The 20,686-nt window shown below is 55.6% G+C and carries 21 protein-coding genes and 1 other annotated feature (1 of these 22 only partly in view); all 21 genes read left to right on the top strand.

Going from position 1 to position 20,686, the window contains the following annotated elements:
• The 21 genes from V3851_RS02440 (at position 1) to V3851_RS02340 (ending at position 20,580) form a co-directional block, all read left to right on the top strand.
• Positions 1 to 1,491: a UDP-N-acetylmuramoyl-L-alanyl-D-glutamate--2,6-diaminopimelate ligase gene (locus V3851_RS02440; protein WP_331844887.1), complete on the top strand. Its 1,491-nt coding sequence runs from the start codon at positions 1 to 3 to the stop codon at positions 1,489 to 1,491.
• A complete protein-coding gene (locus V3851_RS02435; protein ID WP_331845252.1) occupies positions 1,491 to 2,888 on the top strand; it encodes a UDP-N-acetylmuramoyl-tripeptide--D-alanyl-D-alanine ligase in 1,398 nt (465 codons plus the stop codon). The genes V3851_RS02440 and V3851_RS02435 overlap by 1 nt, the downstream gene beginning before the upstream one ends.
• A 26-nt stretch (positions 2,889 to 2,914) precedes the next feature.
• Positions 2,915 to 3,880, top strand: a complete 966-nt coding sequence (gene mraY, locus V3851_RS02430; RefSeq protein ID WP_331844886.1) for a phospho-N-acetylmuramoyl-pentapeptide-transferase — start codon at positions 2,915 to 2,917, stop codon at positions 3,878 to 3,880.
• 3 nt (positions 3,881 to 3,883) lie between these two features.
• Positions 3,884 to 5,308, top strand: coding sequence for a UDP-N-acetylmuramoyl-L-alanine--D-glutamate ligase (murD, locus tag V3851_RS02425; protein WP_331844885.1), 1,425 nt, complete (start codon positions 3,884 to 3,886; stop codon positions 5,306 to 5,308).
• 49 nt (positions 5,309 to 5,357) lie between these two features.
• Positions 5,358 to 6,455, top strand: coding sequence for a stage V sporulation protein E (gene spoVE / locus V3851_RS02420; protein ID WP_331844884.1), 1,098 nt, complete (start codon positions 5,358 to 5,360; stop codon positions 6,453 to 6,455).
• Positions 6,456 to 6,459: 4 nt separating this feature from the next.
• Positions 6,460 to 7,575, top strand: a complete 1,116-nt coding sequence (murG, locus tag V3851_RS02415) for an undecaprenyldiphospho-muramoylpentapeptide beta-N-acetylglucosaminyltransferase (RefSeq protein WP_331844883.1) — start codon at positions 6,460 to 6,462, stop codon at positions 7,573 to 7,575.
• 252 nt (positions 7,576 to 7,827) lie between these two features.
• On the top strand, positions 7,828 to 8,733 hold the full coding sequence (murB, locus tag V3851_RS02410; RefSeq protein WP_331844882.1) for a UDP-N-acetylmuramate dehydrogenase: 906 nt from the start codon (positions 7,828 to 7,830) through the stop codon (positions 8,731 to 8,733).
• A gap of 16 nt (positions 8,734 to 8,749) precedes the next feature.
• The gene (murA, locus tag V3851_RS02405; protein ID WP_331844881.1) at positions 8,750 to 10,030 is read left to right on the top strand and encodes a UDP-N-acetylglucosamine 1-carboxyvinyltransferase; all 1,281 of its coding nucleotides are present in this window, start codon (positions 8,750 to 8,752) and stop codon (positions 10,028 to 10,030) included.
• 81 nt (positions 10,031 to 10,111) lie between these two features.
• Entirely contained in the window at positions 10,112 to 10,879 is a 768-nt protein-coding gene (locus V3851_RS02400) for a cell division protein FtsQ/DivIB (protein WP_331844880.1), read from the top strand.
• 189 nt (positions 10,880 to 11,068) lie between these two features.
• Entirely contained in the window at positions 11,069 to 12,319 is a 1,251-nt protein-coding gene (ftsA, locus tag V3851_RS02395) for a cell division protein FtsA (RefSeq protein WP_331844879.1), read from the top strand.
• A gap of 60 nt (positions 12,320 to 12,379) precedes the next feature.
• The gene (gene ftsZ, locus V3851_RS02390; protein WP_331844878.1) at positions 12,380 to 13,492 is read left to right on the top strand and encodes a cell division protein FtsZ; all 1,113 of its coding nucleotides are present in this window, start codon (positions 12,380 to 12,382) and stop codon (positions 13,490 to 13,492) included.
• A 228-nt stretch (positions 13,493 to 13,720) separates the two neighbouring features.
• The gene (gene spoIIGA, locus V3851_RS02385) at positions 13,721 to 14,701 is read left to right on the top strand and encodes a sigma-E processing peptidase SpoIIGA (RefSeq protein ID WP_331845251.1); all 981 of its coding nucleotides are present in this window, start codon (positions 13,721 to 13,723) and stop codon (positions 14,699 to 14,701) included.
• An 18-nt stretch (positions 14,702 to 14,719) separates the two neighbouring features.
• Complete coding sequence (sigE, locus tag V3851_RS02380) at positions 14,720 to 15,442, top strand: RNA polymerase sporulation sigma factor SigE (protein ID WP_331844877.1); 723 nt, start codon at positions 14,720 to 14,722, stop codon at positions 15,440 to 15,442.
• A gap of 89 nt (positions 15,443 to 15,531) precedes the next feature.
• Positions 15,532 to 16,314: an RNA polymerase sporulation sigma factor SigG gene (gene sigG / locus V3851_RS02375; protein ID WP_331844876.1), complete on the top strand. Its 783-nt coding sequence runs from the start codon at positions 15,532 to 15,534 to the stop codon at positions 16,312 to 16,314.
• Positions 16,315 to 16,477: 163 nt separating this feature from the next.
• A complete protein-coding gene (locus tag V3851_RS02370) occupies positions 16,478 to 16,810 on the top strand; it encodes a YlmC/YmxH family sporulation protein (RefSeq protein ID WP_331844875.1) in 333 nt (110 codons plus the stop codon).
• 80 nt (positions 16,811 to 16,890) lie between these two features.
• Positions 16,891 to 17,742: a peptidoglycan editing factor PgeF gene (gene pgeF, locus V3851_RS02365; protein WP_331844874.1), complete on the top strand. Its 852-nt coding sequence runs from the start codon at positions 16,891 to 16,893 to the stop codon at positions 17,740 to 17,742.
• Between the two features lie 6 nt (positions 17,743 to 17,748).
• On the top strand, positions 17,749 to 18,441 hold the full coding sequence (locus V3851_RS02360; protein WP_331844873.1) for a YggS family pyridoxal phosphate-dependent enzyme: 693 nt from the start codon (positions 17,749 to 17,751) through the stop codon (positions 18,439 to 18,441).
• Positions 18,441 to 18,890: a cell division protein SepF gene (locus V3851_RS02355; RefSeq protein WP_331844872.1), complete on the top strand. Its 450-nt coding sequence runs from the start codon at positions 18,441 to 18,443 to the stop codon at positions 18,888 to 18,890. The genes V3851_RS02360 and V3851_RS02355 overlap by 1 nt, the downstream gene beginning before the upstream one ends.
• Before the next feature lie 7 nt (positions 18,891 to 18,897).
• Complete coding sequence (locus tag V3851_RS02350; RefSeq protein WP_331844871.1) at positions 18,898 to 19,173, top strand: YggT family protein; 276 nt, start codon at positions 18,898 to 18,900, stop codon at positions 19,171 to 19,173.
• Between the two features lie 7 nt (positions 19,174 to 19,180).
• Entirely contained in the window at positions 19,181 to 19,963 is a 783-nt protein-coding gene (locus V3851_RS02345) for a YlmH family RNA-binding protein (protein WP_331844870.1), read from the top strand.
• A gap of 107 nt (positions 19,964 to 20,070) precedes the next feature.
• The gene (locus V3851_RS02340) at positions 20,071 to 20,580 is read left to right on the top strand and encodes a DivIVA domain-containing protein (RefSeq protein ID WP_331844869.1); all 510 of its coding nucleotides are present in this window, start codon (positions 20,071 to 20,073) and stop codon (positions 20,578 to 20,580) included.
• 64 nt (positions 20,581 to 20,644) lie between these two features.
• Positions 20,645 to 20,686 (top strand) — a binding site (T-box leader) (it continues 233 nt past the right edge of the window).

Below are 20,686 nucleotides of genomic sequence, written 5' to 3'. Positions count from 1 at the left end.
ATGCTGCTAAAAGATTTGGCTACTTATATAATAGCTTCCGAAATAAGAGGAAATAGCGAAACGGACTGTAAGGACATATCCATCGATTCGCGCAAAATCGCGCCCGGCGACCTGTTCGTTTGCCTGCCGGGACATACGGTAGACGGACACGATTTCGCCGGAAAAGCGGCGGAGCAGGGAGCGGCCGCGCTTGTCGTGGAACGGTGGCTGGACGATGTGTCCCTGCCCCAGCTTAAAGTAAAGGACAGCCGGCTGGCGATGGCGGTGCTTGGCAATGCCTTCTTCGGCTCCCCGAGTTCGCGATTGCAAGTCATCGGAGTGACCGGCACGAACGGAAAGACGACGACGACCTATTTGATCGAGCGGATTCTGGAGGATCAAGGGAAGAAGACCGGATTGATAGGGACGATCCAGCGCCGCTATGCCGGGCGGACGTTTCCGATGTCGGGCACGACACCGGAATCTCTCGATCTGCAGCGTTATTTGCACGAAATGGACGCGGCGGACATGGCGTATTGCGTCATGGAGGTTTCCTCCCATGCGCTGGAGCAAGGCCGCGTGAAAGGAACGAGATTCCGCACGGCGGTATTCACCAATCTGACCCAGGATCATCTGGATTACCATCATACGATGGAAGAATACCGCGCGGCCAAGGGCCTGCTTTTCTCGCGGCTCGGCAATACCTATGAAGGCGACCCGACTCAACGCAGCTACGCGGTTCTGAACGCCGATGATCCGGCTTCGGCTTACTTTGCCAAACAGACCGCGGCCGAGATCGTTACCTACGGTGTAGAGCATGAGGCCGATGTGCGGGCGTCGGGCATTTCCGTTACCGCGAAAGGGACTTCGTTTCATGTGGACACGTTCCGCGGCAGCGCCGATATCGCCCTCAGAATGGTCGGCAAGTTCAATGTGTACAACGCGCTTGCGGCGATATCCGCCGCGCTGCTTGAGAATATTCCGCTTGCGGATATCAAATCCAGCCTGGAATCGATCAAAGGTGTGGAAGGCCGTGTGGAAGCGGTGGACGAAGGCCAGGATTTCGCGGTCGTCGTCGATTATGCGCATACGCCCGACGGGCTGGAAAATGTGCTCAATACGGTCAACGAGTTCGCCGAAGGCCGGGTGATCACCGTGTTTGGCTGCGGCGGGGACCGCGACCGGACCAAGCGCCCGATTATGGGCAAGATCGCAGCGAGGTTGTCCGGACATGTCATCGTTACCTCCGACAATCCGCGCACGGAGGATCCTGAATTGATCCTGAAGGATATCGAAGCGGGCCTGACCGAGGACGGAGTTCCGGCGGAACGCTACGAAATGATCGTCGACCGGCGCGAAGCGATCCAAAAGGCTATTGAAATGGCAAGCCCCGGGGATGTAGTATTGATTGCGGGGAAAGGGCATGAAACCTATCAATTGATCGGCAAAGAGGTGCACGATTTCGACGACCGGGTCGTGGCCAAAGAAGCGATAAGGAGTCTTAATCAGTGATAAAACGAAAATTAGCGGATATCGCCGCCATGTGCGGCGGGGAAATCGCACATGGCGGCGATGCCGAAGTTATTATAGAAGGAGTCGCGACCGACTCGCGCAAAATCGTTCCCGGCTGCTTGTTCATCCCGATCAGCGGCGAACGCTTTGACGGCCATGACTTTGCCGGGGATACCCTGGCGGCCGGCGCGGGCGCCGTGCTGTGGGCAAAGTCCAAGGGAACTCCGCCGGGCCCTGCCGTCTTCGTGGAGGATACGCTCGCGGCGATGCAGCGACTGGCGCAGAGCTATCTGGCGGCTTGCGGAACGAAGGTCGTCGGCATCACGGGCAGCAACGGCAAGACGACGACCAAGGATCTCGTCTTTTCGCTCCTGGCGACGACCTATAAGGTGCATAAAACCCAAGGCAATTTCAACAACCACATCGGCTTGCCGCTGACGATCCTCGGCATGCCGGAAGACACGAATATCGCCGTGCTGGAGATGGGGATGAGCGGCCGCCGCGAGATCGAGCTGCTGTCGGGCATCGCCGAACCGGAATGCGCCATCGTGACCAATATCGGCGAATCCCATTTGCTGCAGCTCGGCTCGCGGCTGGAAATCGCCCGGGCCAAGCTGGAAATCCTATCGGGGATGAAACCGGGGGGGCTGTTTGTCTATAATGGGGACGAACCTCTGATTCCCCGGGTGCTGGACGAACCGTCAACCGTGAAGCCGGAAGGGATGCGCACCTTCACCTTCGGCCTGGGAAGCGGCAATGACGATTATCCGACAGGAATTATGTATTTTGAGGACAAGACGGTATTCACTTCCAAAGCCGGCGGGAACGATACGCTCGAGCTGCCGCTGCCGGGCGAGCATAATGTGGTGAACGCGCTTGCTGCTCTGGCCGTAGCCCGACATTACGGGGTAACGGAAGAACGCATCCGGGAAGGGCTGCGCGGGGCGGAGCTCACGGGTATGCGGATCGAGACGGTGGTGGGCGCAAGCGGCATCACGATTCTCAACGATGCCTACAACGCGAGCCCCACTTCCGTCAAAGCCGCGATCGGCGTACTGGAGAAGAAGCGCGGGTACCGTAAAAAGATCGCCGTGCTTGGCGATATGCTGGAGCTTGGAGACGCGGAAGCGGATTTCCATCTGGAAATCGGCAGGTTCCTGACTCCGGCCAAAGCGGATCTATTGTTCACTTACGGCCCGCTTTCCGAAAAAATCGCCGAAGGCGCGGCGGAAAATTTGGAGCAAGACGCGATTTTCGCATATCATGATAAAAGTGAGCTTATTGAAAAGTTGATTTCCGTGCTGCATCCGAAGGATGTGGTGCTCGTGAAGGCTTCGCGCGGGATGAAGCTGGAGGAAGTCGTCGACGCGGTCAAAAATTGCAATCTTCATCGATAAAACCGGCGAAAGGGGGGTGATCCCAGGTGGACTTTGGACTCATACTTTTAACGATCTGCGTATCATTTATTTTAGCGGTGATCTCGGCCCCTTTGCTGATTCCTTTGCTGCGGCGGATGAAATTCGGACAGCAGATTCGCGGCGAAGGGCCGCAAAGCCATTTGAAAAAAGCGGGAACGCCGACGATGGGCGGAATTATCATTATTTTGGCGTTTACGCTCGCCTTTTTGAAGTTTTCCGTTATCAATACGGATTTCTATGTCCTGCTCATCGCCACGCTCGGCTTCGGGCTGGTCGGATTTTTGGACGACTACATCAAAATCGTATTCAAGCGATCTCTGGGACTGACGCCCAAACAGAAAATGTTCGGACAGCTGCTGTTCGCCGCTATCATCTGCGGATTGTTGATCTCCGAAGGGCATAGCACGGCTATCGCCATCCCGGGAACGGATTTCGCCTTCGATTGGGGGCCGTGGTTCTATTATCCGTTTATAATCGTCATGATGCTGGCCGTGACCAATGCGGTCAATTTCACCGACGGACTGGACGGCCTGCTGTCCGGGGTTAGCGCGATCGCGCTCGGTGCCTTCGCCGTGATCGCCATGCAGGCGACTTCTCTGCCGGCGGCGGTCTGTGCGGCGGCGATGATCGGGGCCGTGCTCGGCTTTCTCGTGTTTAACGCGCATCCGGCGAAAGTATTTATGGGCGACACGGGCTCGCTCGGCATTGGCGGCGCGATTTCCGCGATTGCCATCGTCACCAAAAGCGAGCTGCTCTTCATTGTGATCGGCGGAATTTTCGTCATCGAAATGCTGTCCGTCGTCCTGCAGGTCGTTTCCTTCAAAACCCGCGGCAAACGGATTTTCAAAATGAGCCCGATTCACCATCACTTCGAGCTGTCGGGATGGTCGGAGTGGCGCGTCGTCGTCACGTTTTGGGCGGTCGGCCTGGTGCTGGCGGGTATCGGACTTTATTTGAACAAGGGGCTGTAGAACATGAAACATCCAGATGAATACCGAGGGCGGCAGACGGTCGTCCTGGGTTTAGCGAAGAGCGGCGTTCAGGTCGCCAAAACGCTGCACCGGAGCGGTGCGGTCGTCACGGTCAACGATAGAAAGACGAGGGAAGAATGTCCCGAAGCATCCGAATTGGAGGCTTTGGGAATTTCTGTTGTATGCGGGGGTCACCCGGAGGGGCTGATTCATCCCGGTGTGGAACTGGTGGTGAAGAACCCCGGCATCCCTTACAGCGCGCCTCCCGTGGCCAAAGCGCTGGAGCTCGGCATCGACGTCGTCACCGAAGTGGAGGTCGCCTACCGGATCGCCAAAGCGCCAATCATCGGCATTACCGGCTCGAACGGCAAGACGACGACCACGACCTGGATCGGCAAGATGCTGGAGGCCGCCGGCCTAGCTCCGATCGTCGCCGGCAATATCGGGACGCCGCTGTGCGCGGCGGCGGAGGAAGCCGAACAGGGCAACGTCCTCGTCGCCGAGCTCAGCAGCTTTCAGCTCAAAGGGACCGAGGCCTTCCGGCCATCCGTCGCGGTGCTGCTCAATGTCGCCGAGACGCATCTGGATTATCACGGTACGATGGAAGACTATGTTTCATCCAAAGCCAAGCTCTTCGCCAACCAAACCGAGGGCGACACGGCTGTCATCAATTGGGACGACCCTGTTTGCCGGGAACTCGTGCCCTATATCAAGGCCAGGCTGCTGCCGTTTTCCATGACGGAGGAGCTGCGTACGGCGGGCGTATACGTCCAGCCGGCATACGTGCCGAATGTGCAGGACGGACTGGAACGGTACGTCGTGTATCGCAATGAAGCGGGCGCAGAGCACCGCATTGTGAAAACAAGCGAAATCGGCCTGCCCGGCCGCTTCAATGTGGAGAACGCGCTCGCGGCGGTCGCGGCCTCCGTGGCGGCCGGAGCGGCTCCGGAATCGCTGGCCGGGCCGCTGCGATCCTTCCGCGGCGTGGAACACCGCCTGGAGTTCGTCGCCGTCAAACGCGGAGTTGCTTACTATAACAACTCCAAGGCGACCAATTCCAAGGCGACCGTTATGGCGCTGGGGGCGCTGGATAAGCCGGTCGTCCTGCTGGCCGGGGGGCTCGACCGCGGCTCGGACTATATGGAATTGCTGCCGGTTATCAAAGAGAAGGTCAAGGCTGTCGTGGCCATCGGCCAGACGAAAGAGAAAATCGGACGCGTGGCGGAGCTTGCGGGACTAAGCGATATCGTCCTGGTCGATACTGTTGACAGCGCCGCGGAAACGCTGCGGACCGCGATCTCGCAAGCCGCATCCTTAGCGGAGGACGGGGATATCGTGCTGCTGTCGCCGGCTTGCGCAAGCTGGGACATGTTCTCGTCCTATGAAGAGCGTGGACGCATTTTTAAAGAGGCGGTGCATACCCTTTAAGTAGGGGGGTGGAAAAGCCCCTACTTTCTGTTAAGAGGTGGCATCCACGATGGGCAAAAGCCAAGGCAAACCGGATTTTTGGCTGCTGGCAAGCATTCTCGGCTTGCTGACAATCGGAATTGTGATGGTCTACAGCGCGGGTTCGGTACTCGCTTTCCATGATTACGGCGATTCTTTCTATTTTGTCAAGCGTCAGCTCTTGTTTGCCGTGCTAGGTTTGGTGGCGATGTTTTTTATGATGAACCTGGATTACCGGATTCTGAAAAAATACGCCAAGGTGCTGCTGCTGATTTGCTTCGGCCTGCTGATTATCGTGCTGATCCCCGGCATCGGCGTGGTCCGCGGGGGAGCGCGAAGCTGGCTCGGCATCAGCTCGTTCGGCATCCAGCCTTCCGAGTTTATGAAACTCGGCATGATTGTGTTTCTTTCGTATTTTTTAAGCCGCGAGAATTATAGAATCACGCATTTTACGAAAGGTCTGCTGCCGCCGCTCGGCGTCATCGGCGCCGCCTTCGGCCTCATCATGCTGCAGCCGGATCTGGGAACCGGCACCGTGATGCTCGGCGCTTCGCTGCTGATCGTGTTTACGGCAGGCGCGAGCATCAAGCATCTCGCCGGGCTGGCCGGCATCGGGGCGCTCGGCTTCGTCGGGCTGATTCTGGCCGCGCCTTATCGGCTCAAGCGGATCACGGCTTTCCTGGATCCTTGGTCAGACCCGCTCGGCGCGGGCTATCAGATCATCCAGTCGCTTTACGCGATCGGGCCGGGAGGACTCGCCGGATTGGGCCTCGGAATGAGCCGGCAGAAGTACAGCTATGTGCCCGAGCCGCAGACGGACTTTATTTTTTCGATTTTGGCCGAAGAGCTAGGTTTTATCGGCGGACTGCTGGTCCTGCTGTTGTTTTTGATTCTTGTGTGGCGCGGCATGAGGGTAGCGATGACGGCCCCCGACATGTTCGGCAGCCTGCTCGCCGTCGGGATCGTCGGGATGGTCGGCGTTCAAGTCGTCATCAATATCGGCGTTGTCATTGGCCTCATGCCTGTCACGGGCATTACACTGCCGCTGATCAGCTACGGAGGTTCTTCCCTCACGCTGATGCTGACGGCGCTAGGAATATTGCTTAATATATCCCGTTATTCGAGGTGATGATATGCGCGTCGTACTTAGCGGCGGCGGCACGGGGGGGCACATCTACCCCGCGCTGGCCGTTGCAAGCTCGTGTGCCGAACAATTTCCGGACGCCGAGTTTTTGTACATCGGCGGAGAAAGAGGGCTGGAAAGCTCTATCGTTCCGAAAGAAGGCATTCCGTTTAAAGCGATCGACATTACCGGCTTTCGCCGGAAGCTGTCGTTGGATAATATGAAAACCGTCATGCGCTTTCTCAAAGGCGTACGCAGCTCCAAGCGGATGCTGCGCGAATTCAAGCCCGATGTCGTTATCGGCACGGGCGGTTACGTCTGCGGTCCGGTCGTTTATGCGGCCGCCAAGCTGGGCATTCCGAGCATCATTCACGAACAGAATGCGGTTCCGGGGCTGACGAACCGTTTCTTAAGCAAATATGTGTCCACTGTAGCGGTGAGCTTCGAGGATTCGAAATCCGCTTTTCCGGGGGCCCGCAACGTTCTCTATACCGGCAACCCGCGGGCGACGACCGTGGCCCGGGCGGACAAAATGAAAGGCTATGAATCTTTGGGCTTGCCCGCGGACAGTTCCATCGTGCTTGTTATAGGCGGCAGCCGGGGAGCCAAGGCGATCAACGAAGCGATGGTGGAGATGGCTTCCGCCGTGCGGGAGCTTGGGGATTTGACATTCGTCTATGTGACCGGCGACAGTTACTATGAAGCGACGCTGGAAGCGATTCGGGCGAAAGTCGGCACTCTGCCGAAAAATTTGAAGGTGCTTCCGTACATTCACAATATGCCCGAGGTGCTGGCCGCGCTGTCGCTGATCGTGAACCGGGCGGGCGCGTCCTTCCTGGCGGAGATCACATCGCTCGGCATTCCGTCGATCCTGATTCCGTCGCCGAACGTAACGAACAATCATCAGGAGAAGAATGCCAGAATGCTGGAGAAATCCGGCGCGGCCAAGGTGATTTTGGAGCCGGAGCTAAACGGAGACAGCCTCGTTAAGGCGGTCAAGGAAATCATGGGAGACAAGGCGCGGCAGGCTTCCATGTCCTCCGCTTCCAAGGAGCTCGGCAAACCGGACTCCGCCCGTTTGATCGTCGCGGAAATGCGGCGCCTGGCGGAGTCGGGCCGCAAGTAAGAAGGGCCTGGGAGCGGGCTTTGGGCGAGTGTCACCTTCTTCATAAGCAAGGCATAAGATACCCTATAAATCGTGACATTCTTGTTTTATGGAGGCCTTGGGACACGAACACTCGCCGCTTTTCTTCCCAGGTCATTCGCGGACCCGGGTGCCGGCATTTCAGGCCGGCCGGGCAAACCGGATTTTCCAAACCCGAAGTGAGGTTTAGGTTGACCTAGAAATCCGGCACGTTAATCAGGGAGGGATTTTACGATGCAGCAATGGATATCGAAATTGGCACAACTAGAAGTCGGAATCGTACTGCCTGACGAACCGATGTCGAAATACACAACCTGGAAAATTGGCGGACCCGCCGATGCGCTTGTCGTTCCCGGGAACAAACAACAGCTTGCCCGCCTCATCACCTTTCTGTACGAAGAGGGAATACCTTGGATGACGGTCGGCAAGGGCTCCAACATGCTCGTTTCGGATAAGGGCGTCCGCGGCGCCGTTATCAAGCTGGCGAACGGGCTGGAGGATATACAGTTCCAGGGACACGATATCGTCTGCGGCGGAGGTGCTTCATTCGTCCGAATGAGCATCATGGCCGGCAAAGCGGGGCTAACCGGCCTTGAATTTGCCGGCGGCATACCGGGAACGGCGGGGGGAGCCGTTTACATGAATGCCGGCGCGCATGGGTCCGATGTGTCACGTATATTCAAATCCGCTGAAATTGTTCTGGAGACGGGTGAATTGGTAACTTACGGCCCCGAGGATATGGAATTTGCCTACCGCCATTCCGTCCTGCACGAGCGGCGGGGTATTGTGGCCGAGGCGAGGTTTGCGCTTGCGCCGGGAGACCGCCTCGAAATCGCGGCGGCCATGGCGGCCTACAAGGACCGGCGGCGCAAGACCCAACCGCTTCAGCAGCCTTGCGCGGGAAGCGTATTCCGCAATCCGCCGGGCGATCACGCGGCCAGATTGATCGAAGCCGCGGGGCTGAAGGGCTTGTGCGTAGGCGGGGCCGAAGTGTCGACGCTGCACGCCAACTTCATCGTCAATACCGGGCAAGCGACAGCAGAGGACGTTCTTACGCTCATGGAGCAAATCAAAGACACCATATCTTCCGAATACGGGATCGCGCTGGTGCCGGAGGTCTTCTTCGTGGGTGAACGGTAAACTCGGAGGTGATACATTGGACAAATTGGTGATCGAAGGGGGGAGACCCCTATCAGGATCCATTCGTATCCATGGCGCAAAAAATGCCGCTCTGCCGATTATGGCGGCCAGTCTGCTCACTGATGGGAAAGTGCAACTTCGAAATGTCCCCCGTCTGCTCGATATTGACGTCATGCTCGGGATCTTGAACCGTTTGGGCTGCACGGCGGCCCATCGGGACGATACCGTAATTTTGGATACCGGCGGCGCCAATTCCAGTCATGTGCCTGAAGATTTGATGAAACAGATGCGTTCCTCGATATTCCTGATGGGCCCGCTTTTGGCCAGGTTCGGCGAGGTATGCATCTATCAGCCCGGCGGCTGCGCGATCGGGGAGCGTAAGATCGATTTGCATCTGAGGGGACTAGAGGCGCTGGGAGCCGTTATCGAAGAGAATGAACAGCAAATTTGGTGCCGGGCGGGGAAATTGAAAGGCGCCGACATTCATCTCGACTTCCCGAGTGTCGGGGCGACGGAGAATATCATGATGGCGGCCGCGCTGGCGGAGGGGACGACGGTGATTACGAACGCCGCGCGCGAGCCGGAAATCCAGGACCTCCAAAATTTCCTCGTGGCGATGGGCGCGGACATCATCGGATCCGGTACCGGTACGATTACGATCCGGGGAGTCCAGGCGCTGGCGCCGGTAGATTATGAGATTATCCCCGACCGGATCGTGGCCGGAACCGCGCTGATTGCCGCCGCGGCGACCCGCGGGAGCGTGACGCTGACCCACTGCCATCCGGCTCACTTAACTTCGCTGTTTCACGTGCTGCGCAGGGCAGGTATTCAAATCGGGACGTGCAATGATATAATATCCGTAAGCGCAAGCGGGCGGCCGAAGTCCGTGGAAAGAATCGTTACATCGCCATATCCTTCTTTCCCTACCGATTTGCAGTCCCAGGTGATGGTGCTGTTGTCGCTGGCCGACGGGATGAGCCTCATGAAGGAAACGGTGTTTGAAGGCAGATTCAAGCATGTGGACGAACTCGTACGAATGGGCGCCGACATTTCGGTCGATTTGAATACGGCTTTCATCCGCGGCGTACCCCGTTTGTACGGAGCTACGGTTGAAGCCACCGATCTGCGGGCCGGAGCCGCGCTCGTGATCGCCGGGCTTGCGGCCCAAGGCAAGACGATCGTCGAACAGGTTCACCATATCGACCGCGGCTACGACCGGATCGAAGACATGTTCGCGCGGCTGGGCGGCGTGATGCACCGGGAGACACCGGCGTTGAAACAACTGGATTTGGCCTGATTTATGCCTCGAAAGTCCCCTCCCCCGGAGGGGATAAAAGGCATTATTTTATAGCATTTTTATTAAAATCGGAGAATGATTATGCCAAAAGCGAATGTGCCTGTCCTTAAAGAACCCAAACCGAAGAAGAAAGGCAGCCGCAAGGTAGCGCTTATCCTTTTCCTGCTTGTTTTTATATTGCTTTGCGTCCTATTTTTTCGCTCCTCTCTGAGTAAAATTTCGGAGATTTCCTTTGCGGGCAACACCTATATAACGGACGACGAACTGATAGAGATTTCAGGGCTGAAGGAGGGCGCCCCGTTTTTCGGGACAAGCTCTTCCGGAATTGAAGCGAGACTGTCCGGGATCGAATCGGTCGAAAATGTGACAGTGAACAAAACTTTTCCGGGGAAAATCGAAATCATCGTCAAGGAATATCCGGTCGTTGCCTACGAGCTTTCCTCCGACGGCAGCTTGAACGGGATGCTCGCCAACGGAACGAAAATCGCGCTGAAGAACGGTTCCATGCCGATAGCGAAGCCGATTTTGACCGGGTGGAGCGCGGACGACCCCATGTTGTCCAAGCTGTGCGGTACGCTGGCGCAAATTCCCGATTCGCTCGTTTCGGAAATTTCCGAGATTACGCCTTCACCGACCTTGTCTTATCCAGACCGCATCAAAATGTACACGAGATCGCATTTTGAAATCATCACCGCGATCTCCGTCTTGCCCGATAAAGCGGAGTATATGAACTTGATCATGGATTCCCAGGACCCGGGAACGCTGACTTTGCTTGAGGCCGATACCTACACGCCTTATATTTCCTCCGAAAGTGGCTCGGAGGCGGAAAATGATACTACTCACGAGTGAATTTCAATGTTAAAATACATTTTATGGGCCCGTTTCCTGTCTTCCTCTTTTTTATTGATTTTCATGTAAAACATGGAAACCAAAAAATTTGTAGAAAAAAGAGGGAAAGGTTAAACGGCGTTGAATAAGTAGATAGTGCATTTTTACAAACGCAATTCTATTTTTATGGGAAACAGGAGGTGCCAGGGCTTGAGCAACAATGACATCATTGTTAGTTTGGACATCGGTACATCCAAAGTTCGTGCTATTATTGGGGAAATTAGTAATGGAACCTTTAATATTATTGGGGTTGGATCTGCCGACTCGGAAGGAATTCGCAAAGGCGCGATTGTAGATATTGATCAGACGGTACAATCGATCCGCAGCGCTGTGGATCATGCGGAACGGATGGTAGGTATTCAAATATCGGAAGTATATGTCGGCATTTCGGGAAATCACATCGGACTCCAAACGAGCCACGGAGTGGTAGCTGTTCAAAATGAAGACCGGGAAATCGGAGAAGAGGATATCGACCGGGTCCTTAAGGCCGCCGAGGTCATCGCGATCCCGCCGGAGCGGGAGATTATCGACGTGGTGGCCAAGCAATATATCGTGGACGGACTCGAAGGGATTCAGGATCCTCGGGGAATGATCGGGGTTCGCCTCGAAGTGGAAGCAACCATCGTCACAGGCACCAAAACGGCGATACATAATTTGCTTCGCTGTGTGGAGAAATCGGGACTTAAGGTGCGTGACCTAGTGCTCCTATCTTTAGGAGCGGGCCAGCTTGCCTTGTCCAAGGACGAAAAGACTATGGGTTCGGTGCTGGTGGATATCGGCGCCGGTTCAACGACGATCGCTGTTTTTGAAAGCGGCACGATTGTCGCCACATCCACGCTTCCGATTGGGGGAGAATTTATAACGAACGATATCGCGTACGGACTCCGTACGCTGACCGACCAGGCGGAGAAGGTCAAGCTGAAGTATGGCTGCGCGTCGATCGAGGATGCCGCGGCCGATGTCACATTTAAGGTAACGCGCATTGGCAGCAATGTGGACAAGGAATTTACCCAGGAGGATCTGGCCGCGATCGCGGAGCCGCGTGTTCAGGAGATTTTCCAGCTGATCAAGCAGGAAGTCAAGCGGCTTGGTTACAGTGAGCAGCCGGGAGGTTATATACTTACCGGAGGCACTGTCTCCATGTCGGGCTTGCTGAAGATCGCCCAGGAAGAGCTTGCGGCTTCCGTTCGCATCGCCGTGCCCGATTATATCGGCGTGCGCGATCCCGGTTATACGGGCGGTGTAGGCATCCTGTATAAGGTCATCAGAAACATTCGCATCCGCAGCGCGGGACCGAAGAAGACGGCGAACCGTCCGAAATCGCCCGGGGCGCAGGAGCCGGACCGGAAGAACGGCGGCGTAATGGAGCGCCTCAAGAAACTATTCAGCGAATTCATATAATTTTGTATCCAAAATGATGGACGGGCCATTCACGGGAGAATGAGGGGGAGATGGAATAGTATGTTGGAATTTGATTTTGAAATGGAGAGCTTGGCTCAAATTAAAGTCATTGGGGTTGGCGGCGGCGGAAGCAATGCCGTGAACCGGATGATCGAGAATGGCGTGCAGGGGGTTGAATTCATTACGGTGAATACCGACGCCCAAGCGTTGCATTTGGCCAAATCGGAGCATAAACTGCAGATTGGCGATAAATTGACGCGGGGACTCGGCGCCGGTGCCAATCCGGAAGTCGGCAAGAAGGCGGCGGAAGAATCCCGCGATTTGATTGCAAATACGCTGAAAGGCGCGGATATGGTGTTCGTTACGGCCGGTATGGGCGGCGGCACCGGAACCGGTGCGGCTCCCGTCATTGCGGAAATCGCCCGGGAATGCGGCGCGCTTACCGTCGGGGTCGTCACTCGGCCGTTTACGTTTGAAGGGCGCAAGCGCTCCTCGCAAGCGGAGCTTGGCATCGAGGCGCTGAAGGAAAAAGTCGATACCCTGATCGTTATTCCGAACGACCGGCTGCTTGAAATCGTCGACAAGAAAACGCCGATGCTGGAAGCGTTCCGGGAGGCGGACAATGTGCTGCGTCAAGCGGTGCAAGGCATTTCCGACTTGATCGCCGTACCGGGCCTTATCAACCTCGACTTCGCCGACGTTAAGACGATCATGACCGAACGCGGCTCCGCCCTTATGGGCATCGGTTTGGCGACCGGCGAGAACCGCGCGGCGGAAGCGGCGCGCAAGGCGATTATGAGCCCGCTGCTGGAAACGTCGATCGAAGGCGCACGCGGCGTAATCATGAACATTACCGGCGGCGCGAATCTGTCGCTGTACGAAGTCAATGAAGCCGCGGAAATCGTCATCGCCGCTTCCGATCCGGAAGTGAACATGATCTTCGGCGCGATTATCGACGAGAACATGAAGGAAGAGATCAAGGTTACGGTCATTGCCACCGGCTTTGAAAACAAACCGAATGTCATCCCCGGACGCAAACCGGCACCTGGCGTCTCGGAACCGCAGGATAACCGCTCTTCGGCTTCCACGCTGAGACCGTTTGGGAATCAGCCTGCCGGAGACCAGTTGGATATCCCTACTTTCTTGCGCAACCGCCGGAATAATAACGAATAGTTTTCTGACGCTCATAAATGCAAGTCTTCCCCGAAGACCTTGTCCCGTAAATTTGGGACAAGGTCTTTTTTTATTTCCATACCCTCCCCGGTCGACAAAATTAGTGTCCTTCCGCTTTCAATTTTAGACAGACTTTACATATGAAAGTCTATATACTGATAACCATCTGCAAGGCTTTCACCAGTAAATTCTGATAGAGAAACAGCATAAGGCGGCAGGTGATGGGTCATAGTCGTTTATCTCGATCTGATTTTTTTAATGAACCTGCTTATCGACGGCAGCCTGCTGGCCGCAACCGCATGGATGAGAAAGCTTAAGCCCGCAATCTGGCGGCTGATCTTGTCCGCGGGGGTCGGGGCGTCCTACGTCGTAATGATGTTCCTGCCGGAACTGTCGTTTATGTTTACTTTTATCGTAAAGTTTCTTTTTTCCGTCGCGATGCTATGGATCGCGTTCGGCTTTGGCAGTCTGCAAAACTATTTGCGGAATTTAGGGGCGTTTTACATCGTCAACTTTGTCGCGGCCGGAGGAATTCTCGGCATCCATTACTTGATGCAAAATTCCGGTGAGTTGTGGAACGGCATTTTTTACACCGCTACCGGAGGGATGCAATTTTCGCTTAAGGTCGGGGCCGTATTCGTACTGGTCGTTTTTTTCGCCGTGCTCGCCTGGTTCAGGCTTGTGCTGGCGTCCAGGCGGAGACAGGAAAGGCTCGCTTCCTTTTTTGCCGAGGTCAGGGTTCGAATCGATGAGGCGGAGGTGCGCTGCACCGGCCTGGTGGACACCGGCAATCAGCTTACCGATCCGCTCAGCCGCCTGCCGGTGATGGTGATGGAGACATCCTTGTTTCGGGATTATCTGCCGGATACGCTGACGGAACCGGGGGCCGGTATGCAGGCGGACAACCTTCTGCTCGAATGCGCCGAGGACGAAGCTTTCCCTTGGCGCGACCGCCTGCGGCTGGTTCCTTACCGCGGCATCAATAAAGGTTCGCAGTTTATGCTCGCGATGAAACCCGACGAAGTCGGCATTATGGCGGACGGCCGGGAATTTGTGACCAACCGGGTGCTGATCGGGCTTGACGCCGGCAGATTGTCGGCGGAAGGAGCTTACCGGGCCATCATACATCCGGCGCTGACCGACGGGGAGGCTTGTGCACCAGGAGCGGGGAATGATGATGCGCCACCTTACAGAAATACGGGAACGTAATATGGGAGGAAGAAAGCCATGCGTGTAAAGTGGAAAATGATGATGCAGCTGCAGTACTACCGGTTGTTGTTTTTATTCGGACTGAAAAGCGAAGAAATATATTATATCGGCGGGAGCGAAGCGCTGCCGCCTCCATTGACGCGCGAGGAAGAAGAGTATTTGCTGCAGCGGCTGTCGTCCGGGGACGCCGCGATCCGTGCGATGCTGATCGAACGGAACCTGCGGCTCGTCGTGTATATCGCCAGAAAGTTCGAGAATACGGGCATCAACATCGAGGATCTGGTTTCGATCGGCACGATCGGTCTGATCAAGGCGGTAAATACGTTCGACCCGGAGAAAAAAATCAAGCTGGCGACGTACGCTTCCCGCTGCATCGAGAATGAAATCCTGATGTACCTGCGCCGCAACAGCAAAATCCGCACCGAGGTCTCCTTTGACGAGCCGCTGAATATCGACTGGGACGGCAACGAGCTGCTGCTGTCCGATGTGCTGGGGACGGAGAACGACACGATTTATCGCAACATCGAGGAGCAGGTCGACCGCAAGCTGCTGCATAAGGCGCTCGATAAGCTGAGCGAGCGGGAACGGATGATTATGGAGCTTAGGTTCGGGCTCGTCGACGGCGACGAGAAGACGCAAAAGGATGTTGCCGATCTGCTCGGCATCTCGCAATCATATATTTCGCGGCTGGAGAAACGGATCATCAAGCGGCTGCGCAAGGAGTTCAACAAGATGGTGTAGAGACCAAGGCCAAGGGTCGATTTCAGGAATAAAAATGCAGCCCGGGGAGATAATGATCATTAATGTTTCTCCTTGGGAGGTAAGACTTGATGACCCGAAACAAAGTCGAGATTTGCGGTGTAGACACCTCAAAATTGCCCGTTCTAACCAATACGGAAATGCGTGAATTGTTCCACTCTTTGCAGCAGGACCACGTAAGATCAGCCAGAGAAAAGTTAGTGAATGGCAACCTCAGACTCGTACTGAGTGTCATCCAGCGGTTCAACAATCGGGGGGAGTATGTGGACGACCTGTTCCAAGTCGGCTGCATCGGACTCATGAAAGCCATCGATAATTTTGATCTATCGCAGAACGTCAAATTTTCGACCTATGCGGTGCCGATGATCATCGGGGAAATCCGCCGCTACCTGCGGGACAACAACCCGATCCGCGTCTCGCGCAGCCTGCGCGATATCGCGTACAAGGCGCTCCAGATGCGCGACAGTCTGACGAATCAAAATTCGCGGGAACCGACGATCTTCGAAATTTCGGAGGCGCTGGGATTGCCGAAGGAGGACGTGGTATTCGCGCTGGACGCCATCCAGGATCCCGTCTCCTTGTTCGAGCCGATTTATCATGACGGGGGCGACCCGATCTATGTCATGGACCAAATCAGCGACGATAAGAACAAGGACGTTTCCTGGATCGAGGAAATCGCCCTGCGGGAAGCGATGCAGCGGCTTGGCCGGCGGGAGAAGATGATTCTCTCCATGCGTTTTTTCGAAGGCAAAACGCAGATGGAGGTCGCCGACGAAATCGGCATCTCCCAAGCCCAGGTGTCCAGACTCGAGAAATCCGCCATTTTACAAATGCAGAAACATGTGAAGTCGTAACCATCTTAGGTCCCTCACGGGGCCTTTTTTAGTTTAACTGAGCATCGCTTTGCGGGCATTTTATTATATGAGTAGAGGGGGGATTTGAGTATGTTTAATGTTTTGCCGGGACGGAACATATAGTAAAGGGATGATAGCATTCGGCTGACAGGGGGCGAGCGGGATGGAAAATGTGGTTCGGGCGAGCATGAAAATCTCCGATTTTCAAACGAAGGATGTCATTAACGTGGTTGACGGAAAGCGGCTCGGACATATCAGCGATTTGGAGCTGGATATGAAGCAGGGCGTGATCGAGGCGATCGTCGTGCCGGTTGGCGGGAAATTCCTCGGCCTTTTCGGCGGTGGCAGCGATCTGATTATCCCGTGGAAAAATATCGTGAAGATCGGCTCTGATGTCGTGCTGGTTAAAATGGAGGAGCTTAGGGAGCAGCGGCCGCAAACGTACGAAACAACCGTCTATATCGACAAGGACGGACGCGCGGAGCGGCGGGGATAAAGGTCCGTCACTGACGCGCCATTTTAAATGTTATGGTAAACTGGTCGTAGAGATAACCGAACATCAAGGGGAGATGGATCATGGAGCCGTTTATTAGGAATCCTATACAGCAATTGCCGGAGCGGTATGAAATTGCCGCATGGAATAATCTTGTCCCGGAGATTAGTGCGGGATTTACCGGACGTGCCGGCGGGGTCGGCGAAGGCCCTTATGACAGCCTGAACCTGGCGCTTCATGTCGGCGACGACCCGGAGGCGGTGCTGGAGAACCGGCGCCGGCTCGCATCGGCGCTGGGATTCGCGCCGGAGGCGTGGACCTGCGGTGAACAGATCCACGGCACCGCCGTCGCCGCCGTCGCGGCCGCTGACCGCGGGAAAGGGCTCGCGGACCGGGCCGGCGCTTTTCAGGACACGGACGCACTGGTCACGAACGTGCCGGGCGTGCTGCTGGCCTCCTTCTACGCCGACTGTGTGCCGCTGTACTTCCTCGATCCCGTGAACCGGGCCGTCGGTTTGGCCCACGCGGGCTGGAAGGGCACCGTCGGCCGGATATCGGAGGCGGTCATCGACAGGATGGAACGGGAATACGGAAGCCGCAGAAGCGATATCCGGGCGGCGATCGGTCCGAGTATCGGCGCATGCTGCTACGAAGTTGACGAACGCGTAATGGTTAAAGTGCGGGAAGCGTTCGCGGGAATCCTTAGCGGGGAATGGGAGCCGTCAGTCGCAGCGCCTTCGCCGCACGAGGGCCGAACGATGCTGAACTTGAAAGAAATGAATCGAATTATTATGATAAAAGCAGGAATATTGCCGACGCATATCGAATGTACATCATGGTGTACAAGCTGCCATAGCGACCGGTTTTTCTCTTACCGCAAGCATAGCGGGGTAACCGGGCGGATGGCGAGCTGGGTTGGTTTGAAAGGTAGGTGATCCTTCTTGTCGCTTCAAGAACGGATACAACATGTACAAGAACGGATTGAGGCGGCCTGCGGCCGCAGCGGGAGAAATCCCGCGGAGGTGCGGGTGATCGCCGTGACCAAATATGTATCGATCGAGATAACGCGTTCCGTGCTGGAGAGCGGCATCCTCCATTTGGGAGAGAACCGCCCGGGCGTAGCGGTGCCGAAATGGGAAGCGCTCGGCGGACAGGGGATCTGGCATTTTATCGGCCATCTCCAAAGCAGAAAGGTCAAGGATATCGTAGGAAAGTTTGCATATATTCATTCGTTGGACCGGCTGTCGCTGGCCCAGGAGCTGGACAAGCGGGCCGCCGCGACCGGAGCGGAAGTGAAGGCGTTTTTGCAGGTCAATGTCTCCGGCGAGGCTTCGAAGCAGGGGATCAAGCCGGAAGAGGCCGAAGCTTTCCTGAGGGAAGCCGCGCAATTTCCGCATGTGAAGATCGTTGGCCTGATGACGATGGCGCCGGAAAGCGATGATCCCGAACTGACTAGGCCGGTTTTCCGCGGGTTGAGGGAATTGCGGGACGAGTTGAACGCCAAGGGCGTCACGAATGAGCCCCTGACCGAATTGTCCATGGGTATGTCGGGCGATTTTGAAGTGGCGGTGGAAGAAGGGGCGACTTGGGTGCGCCTCGGGACTCTTTTAGTAGGGAAAGGGGAAGAGACGTAATGGGAGTAATGAACCGGTTTATGAACTTCTTGGGCCTGCAGGAAGAGGAAGAAATCGTGGAGCGGGAAAATTTTGCCGAGCGAGATGAACCTGAATTTGAAACCCCGAGCTTTGAAACGCGTAGAAATCAAAGAGGGAGCAATGTGGTCAGCATTCATTCGCAAAAGAACGTCAAAGTGATTCTTTACGAACCGCGCTCTTACGATGAAGCCCAAGAGATCGCGGATCATTTGCGTTCCCACCGGAGCGTCGTGGTCAACCTGCAGCGGGTGCGCAACGACCAGGCGATGCGGATTATCGATTTCCTGAGCGGCACGATTTATGCGCTGAGCGGCAGCATTTCCAAAATCGGCGGCAATATTTTTCTGTGCACGCCGGATACCGTGGAAATTCAGGGTGCGATTTCGGAAATACTGACCGATGATCTAGATTACAACAGAATGAGGTGAAGTCAGCTTGGGATACGCAATCGACAATATTATCGCGCTTCTATTAAACATCTACTCGACAATGATCATTATTTATATTCTAATGTCCTGGCTGCCGAACGTTCGCGAGAGCTTTATCGGCGAGTTGCTCGGCAAATTGGTCGAACCGTTTCTGGCTCCGTTCCGGCGGTTTATCCCGCCGCTCATGGGCATGATTGATTTTTCTCCGATCATTGCCTTGTTTGTGCTAAGACTGGCAGCGGTTGGGCTTAGCAGTGTGCTGAAATATATTTTTGTCGGGTGATTGAAGTATGCGGACCGACATCTATGAACATTTCAAACCGGAGGAGCGGCCATTCGTCGACCGGGCCTGGGAATGGGTGGTTAATGCCGGGGATTATCACGAGGTCAAGCTGAGCGATTTCCTTGATCCGCGGCAGTCCTTCATCCTGCAATCGTTGGTGAACCGCCATCCCGACGTTGCTTTAAGGCTCGACGGCGGTTACGATGGAGCGGAGCGCCGGCGCGGGCTTATCGCCCCCGATTACCGGGACTTGGACGCCGAACCGATGGGTATTAAGGTGCTGAGCGTCACTTCGGAGGATCAAAGGCTGGCCACTTTGCAGCATGGAGATTATTTGGGCGCCATTCTCGGGCTTGGATTAAAGCGGGAGAAGATTGGAGACATCCATGTCCGCGAAGACGGCTGTCATATTATCGTCGCGGAGGAGATCGCTCCGTTTATCAGCATGAATCTGCATCAGGTGCACCGGGTGAGCGTGATGACCGACATCTTGAATTTGGACTCGCTGAAAACGACGGAAGCCGAGCTTGAGCCGCTGGATTTAACGGTGGCTTCTTTACGTTTGGACGGAATTGCCGGCGATGTATTCCGGCTGAGCCGGAGCAAGGTGCTGATTCCGATCAAAGCCGGGCGCTGCCGGGTAAACTGGAGAACGGAGGAGGATCCGTCCAAACTGCTGAAAGCCGGAGATATTGTCGCTTTGCAAGGATTCGGCCGGTTTAAGGTGCTGGAGAGCGAAGGGATGACGAAGAAAGGCAGACTCCGTGTCAAAATCGGCAAATTTGTGTGAAGACCTTGCAGGAGATCGGCAATTCCTGTCGAATTTAACTACCTACGATTAAATGCGAGTTTATGTCTTCCGGTGAGGAAGTTCAAGTATATTAGGAGGTGCGGATCATGCCATTAACACCGCTGGACATACATAACAAGGAGTTCTCCAGACGCATTCGCGGCTATGATGAGGACGAGGTGAACGAATTCCTTGACCAGGTCATCAAAGACTACGAAATCGTGATCCGGGAGAACAAGGAGCTGCACAACCAGTTGTTGTCGCTGCAGGAGAAGCTGGATCATTTCGCCAATATCGAAGAAACCTTGAGCAAGACGATCATCGTCGCCCAGGAAGCGGCCGACGAGGTCAAGAACAACGCGAAGAAGGAAGCGCAACTAATCGTTAAGGAAGCCGAGAAGAACGCGGACCGGATCGTTAACGAATCGCTGGCGAAATCCCGCAAAATCGCGATGGAAGTCGAGGAATTAAAGAAACAGGCATCCATCTACCGCGCTCGTTTCCGCACGCTGGTGGAAGCCCAACTCGATTTGCTGAGCCAGGACGGCTGGGAGTCGCTCGATAGCCGCGACCGTTATGAGCAGGATCACGACCGGGAAGTCAAAGAAATATATTAATGCGGGGCTCCGCCCGGGTTGACATTCCCTGTGCAGATAAGTTATAAATAATAACATACTTAATAATGATTCGATGATGGGAAGCAGTACGCGGCAGTTTTTGTTC

This window comes from Paenibacillus haidiansis (genome assembly GCF_036553665.1).
Taxonomy (GTDB): domain Bacteria; phylum Bacillota; class Bacilli; order Paenibacillales; family Paenibacillaceae; genus Fontibacillus; species Fontibacillus haidiansis.
The sequence above is the reverse complement of the archived record's forward strand: the minus strand, read 5'-3'. Positions and strand labels throughout refer to the sequence as shown.

Bases quoted from the DNA above. Each gene is read 5' to 3' on its own strand.
- V3851_RS02440 (WP_331844887.1), top strand. From the start codon at position 1: ATGCTGCTAAAAGATTTGGCTACTTATATAATAGCTTCCGAAATAAGA.
- murD (WP_331844885.1), top strand. From the start codon at position 3,884: ATGAAACATCCAGATGAATACCGAGGGCGGCAGACGGTCGTCCTGGGT.
- spoVE (WP_331844884.1), top strand. From the start codon at position 5,358: ATGGGCAAAAGCCAAGGCAAACCGGATTTTTGGCTGCTGGCAAGCATT.
- murG (WP_331844883.1), top strand. From the start codon at position 6,460: ATGCGCGTCGTACTTAGCGGCGGCGGCACGGGGGGGCACATCTACCCC.
- murB (WP_331844882.1), top strand. From the start codon at position 7,828: ATGCAGCAATGGATATCGAAATTGGCACAACTAGAAGTCGGAATCGTA.
- V3851_RS02400 (WP_331844880.1), top strand. From the start codon at position 10,112: ATGCCAAAAGCGAATGTGCCTGTCCTTAAAGAACCCAAACCGAAGAAG.
- ftsZ (WP_331844878.1), top strand. From the start codon at position 12,380: ATGTTGGAATTTGATTTTGAAATGGAGAGCTTGGCTCAAATTAAAGTC.
- sigE (WP_331844877.1), top strand. From the start codon at position 14,720: ATGCGTGTAAAGTGGAAAATGATGATGCAGCTGCAGTACTACCGGTTG.
- sigG (WP_331844876.1), top strand. From the start codon at position 15,532: ATGACCCGAAACAAAGTCGAGATTTGCGGTGTAGACACCTCAAAATTG.
- V3851_RS02370 (WP_331844875.1), top strand. From the start codon at position 16,478: ATGGAAAATGTGGTTCGGGCGAGCATGAAAATCTCCGATTTTCAAACG.
- pgeF (WP_331844874.1), top strand. From the start codon at position 16,891: ATGGAGCCGTTTATTAGGAATCCTATACAGCAATTGCCGGAGCGGTAT.
- V3851_RS02355 (WP_331844872.1), top strand. From the start codon at position 18,441: ATGGGAGTAATGAACCGGTTTATGAACTTCTTGGGCCTGCAGGAAGAG.
- V3851_RS02345 (WP_331844870.1), top strand. From the start codon at position 19,181: ATGCGGACCGACATCTATGAACATTTCAAACCGGAGGAGCGGCCATTC.
- V3851_RS02340 (WP_331844869.1), top strand. From the start codon at position 20,071: ATGCCATTAACACCGCTGGACATACATAACAAGGAGTTCTCCAGACGC.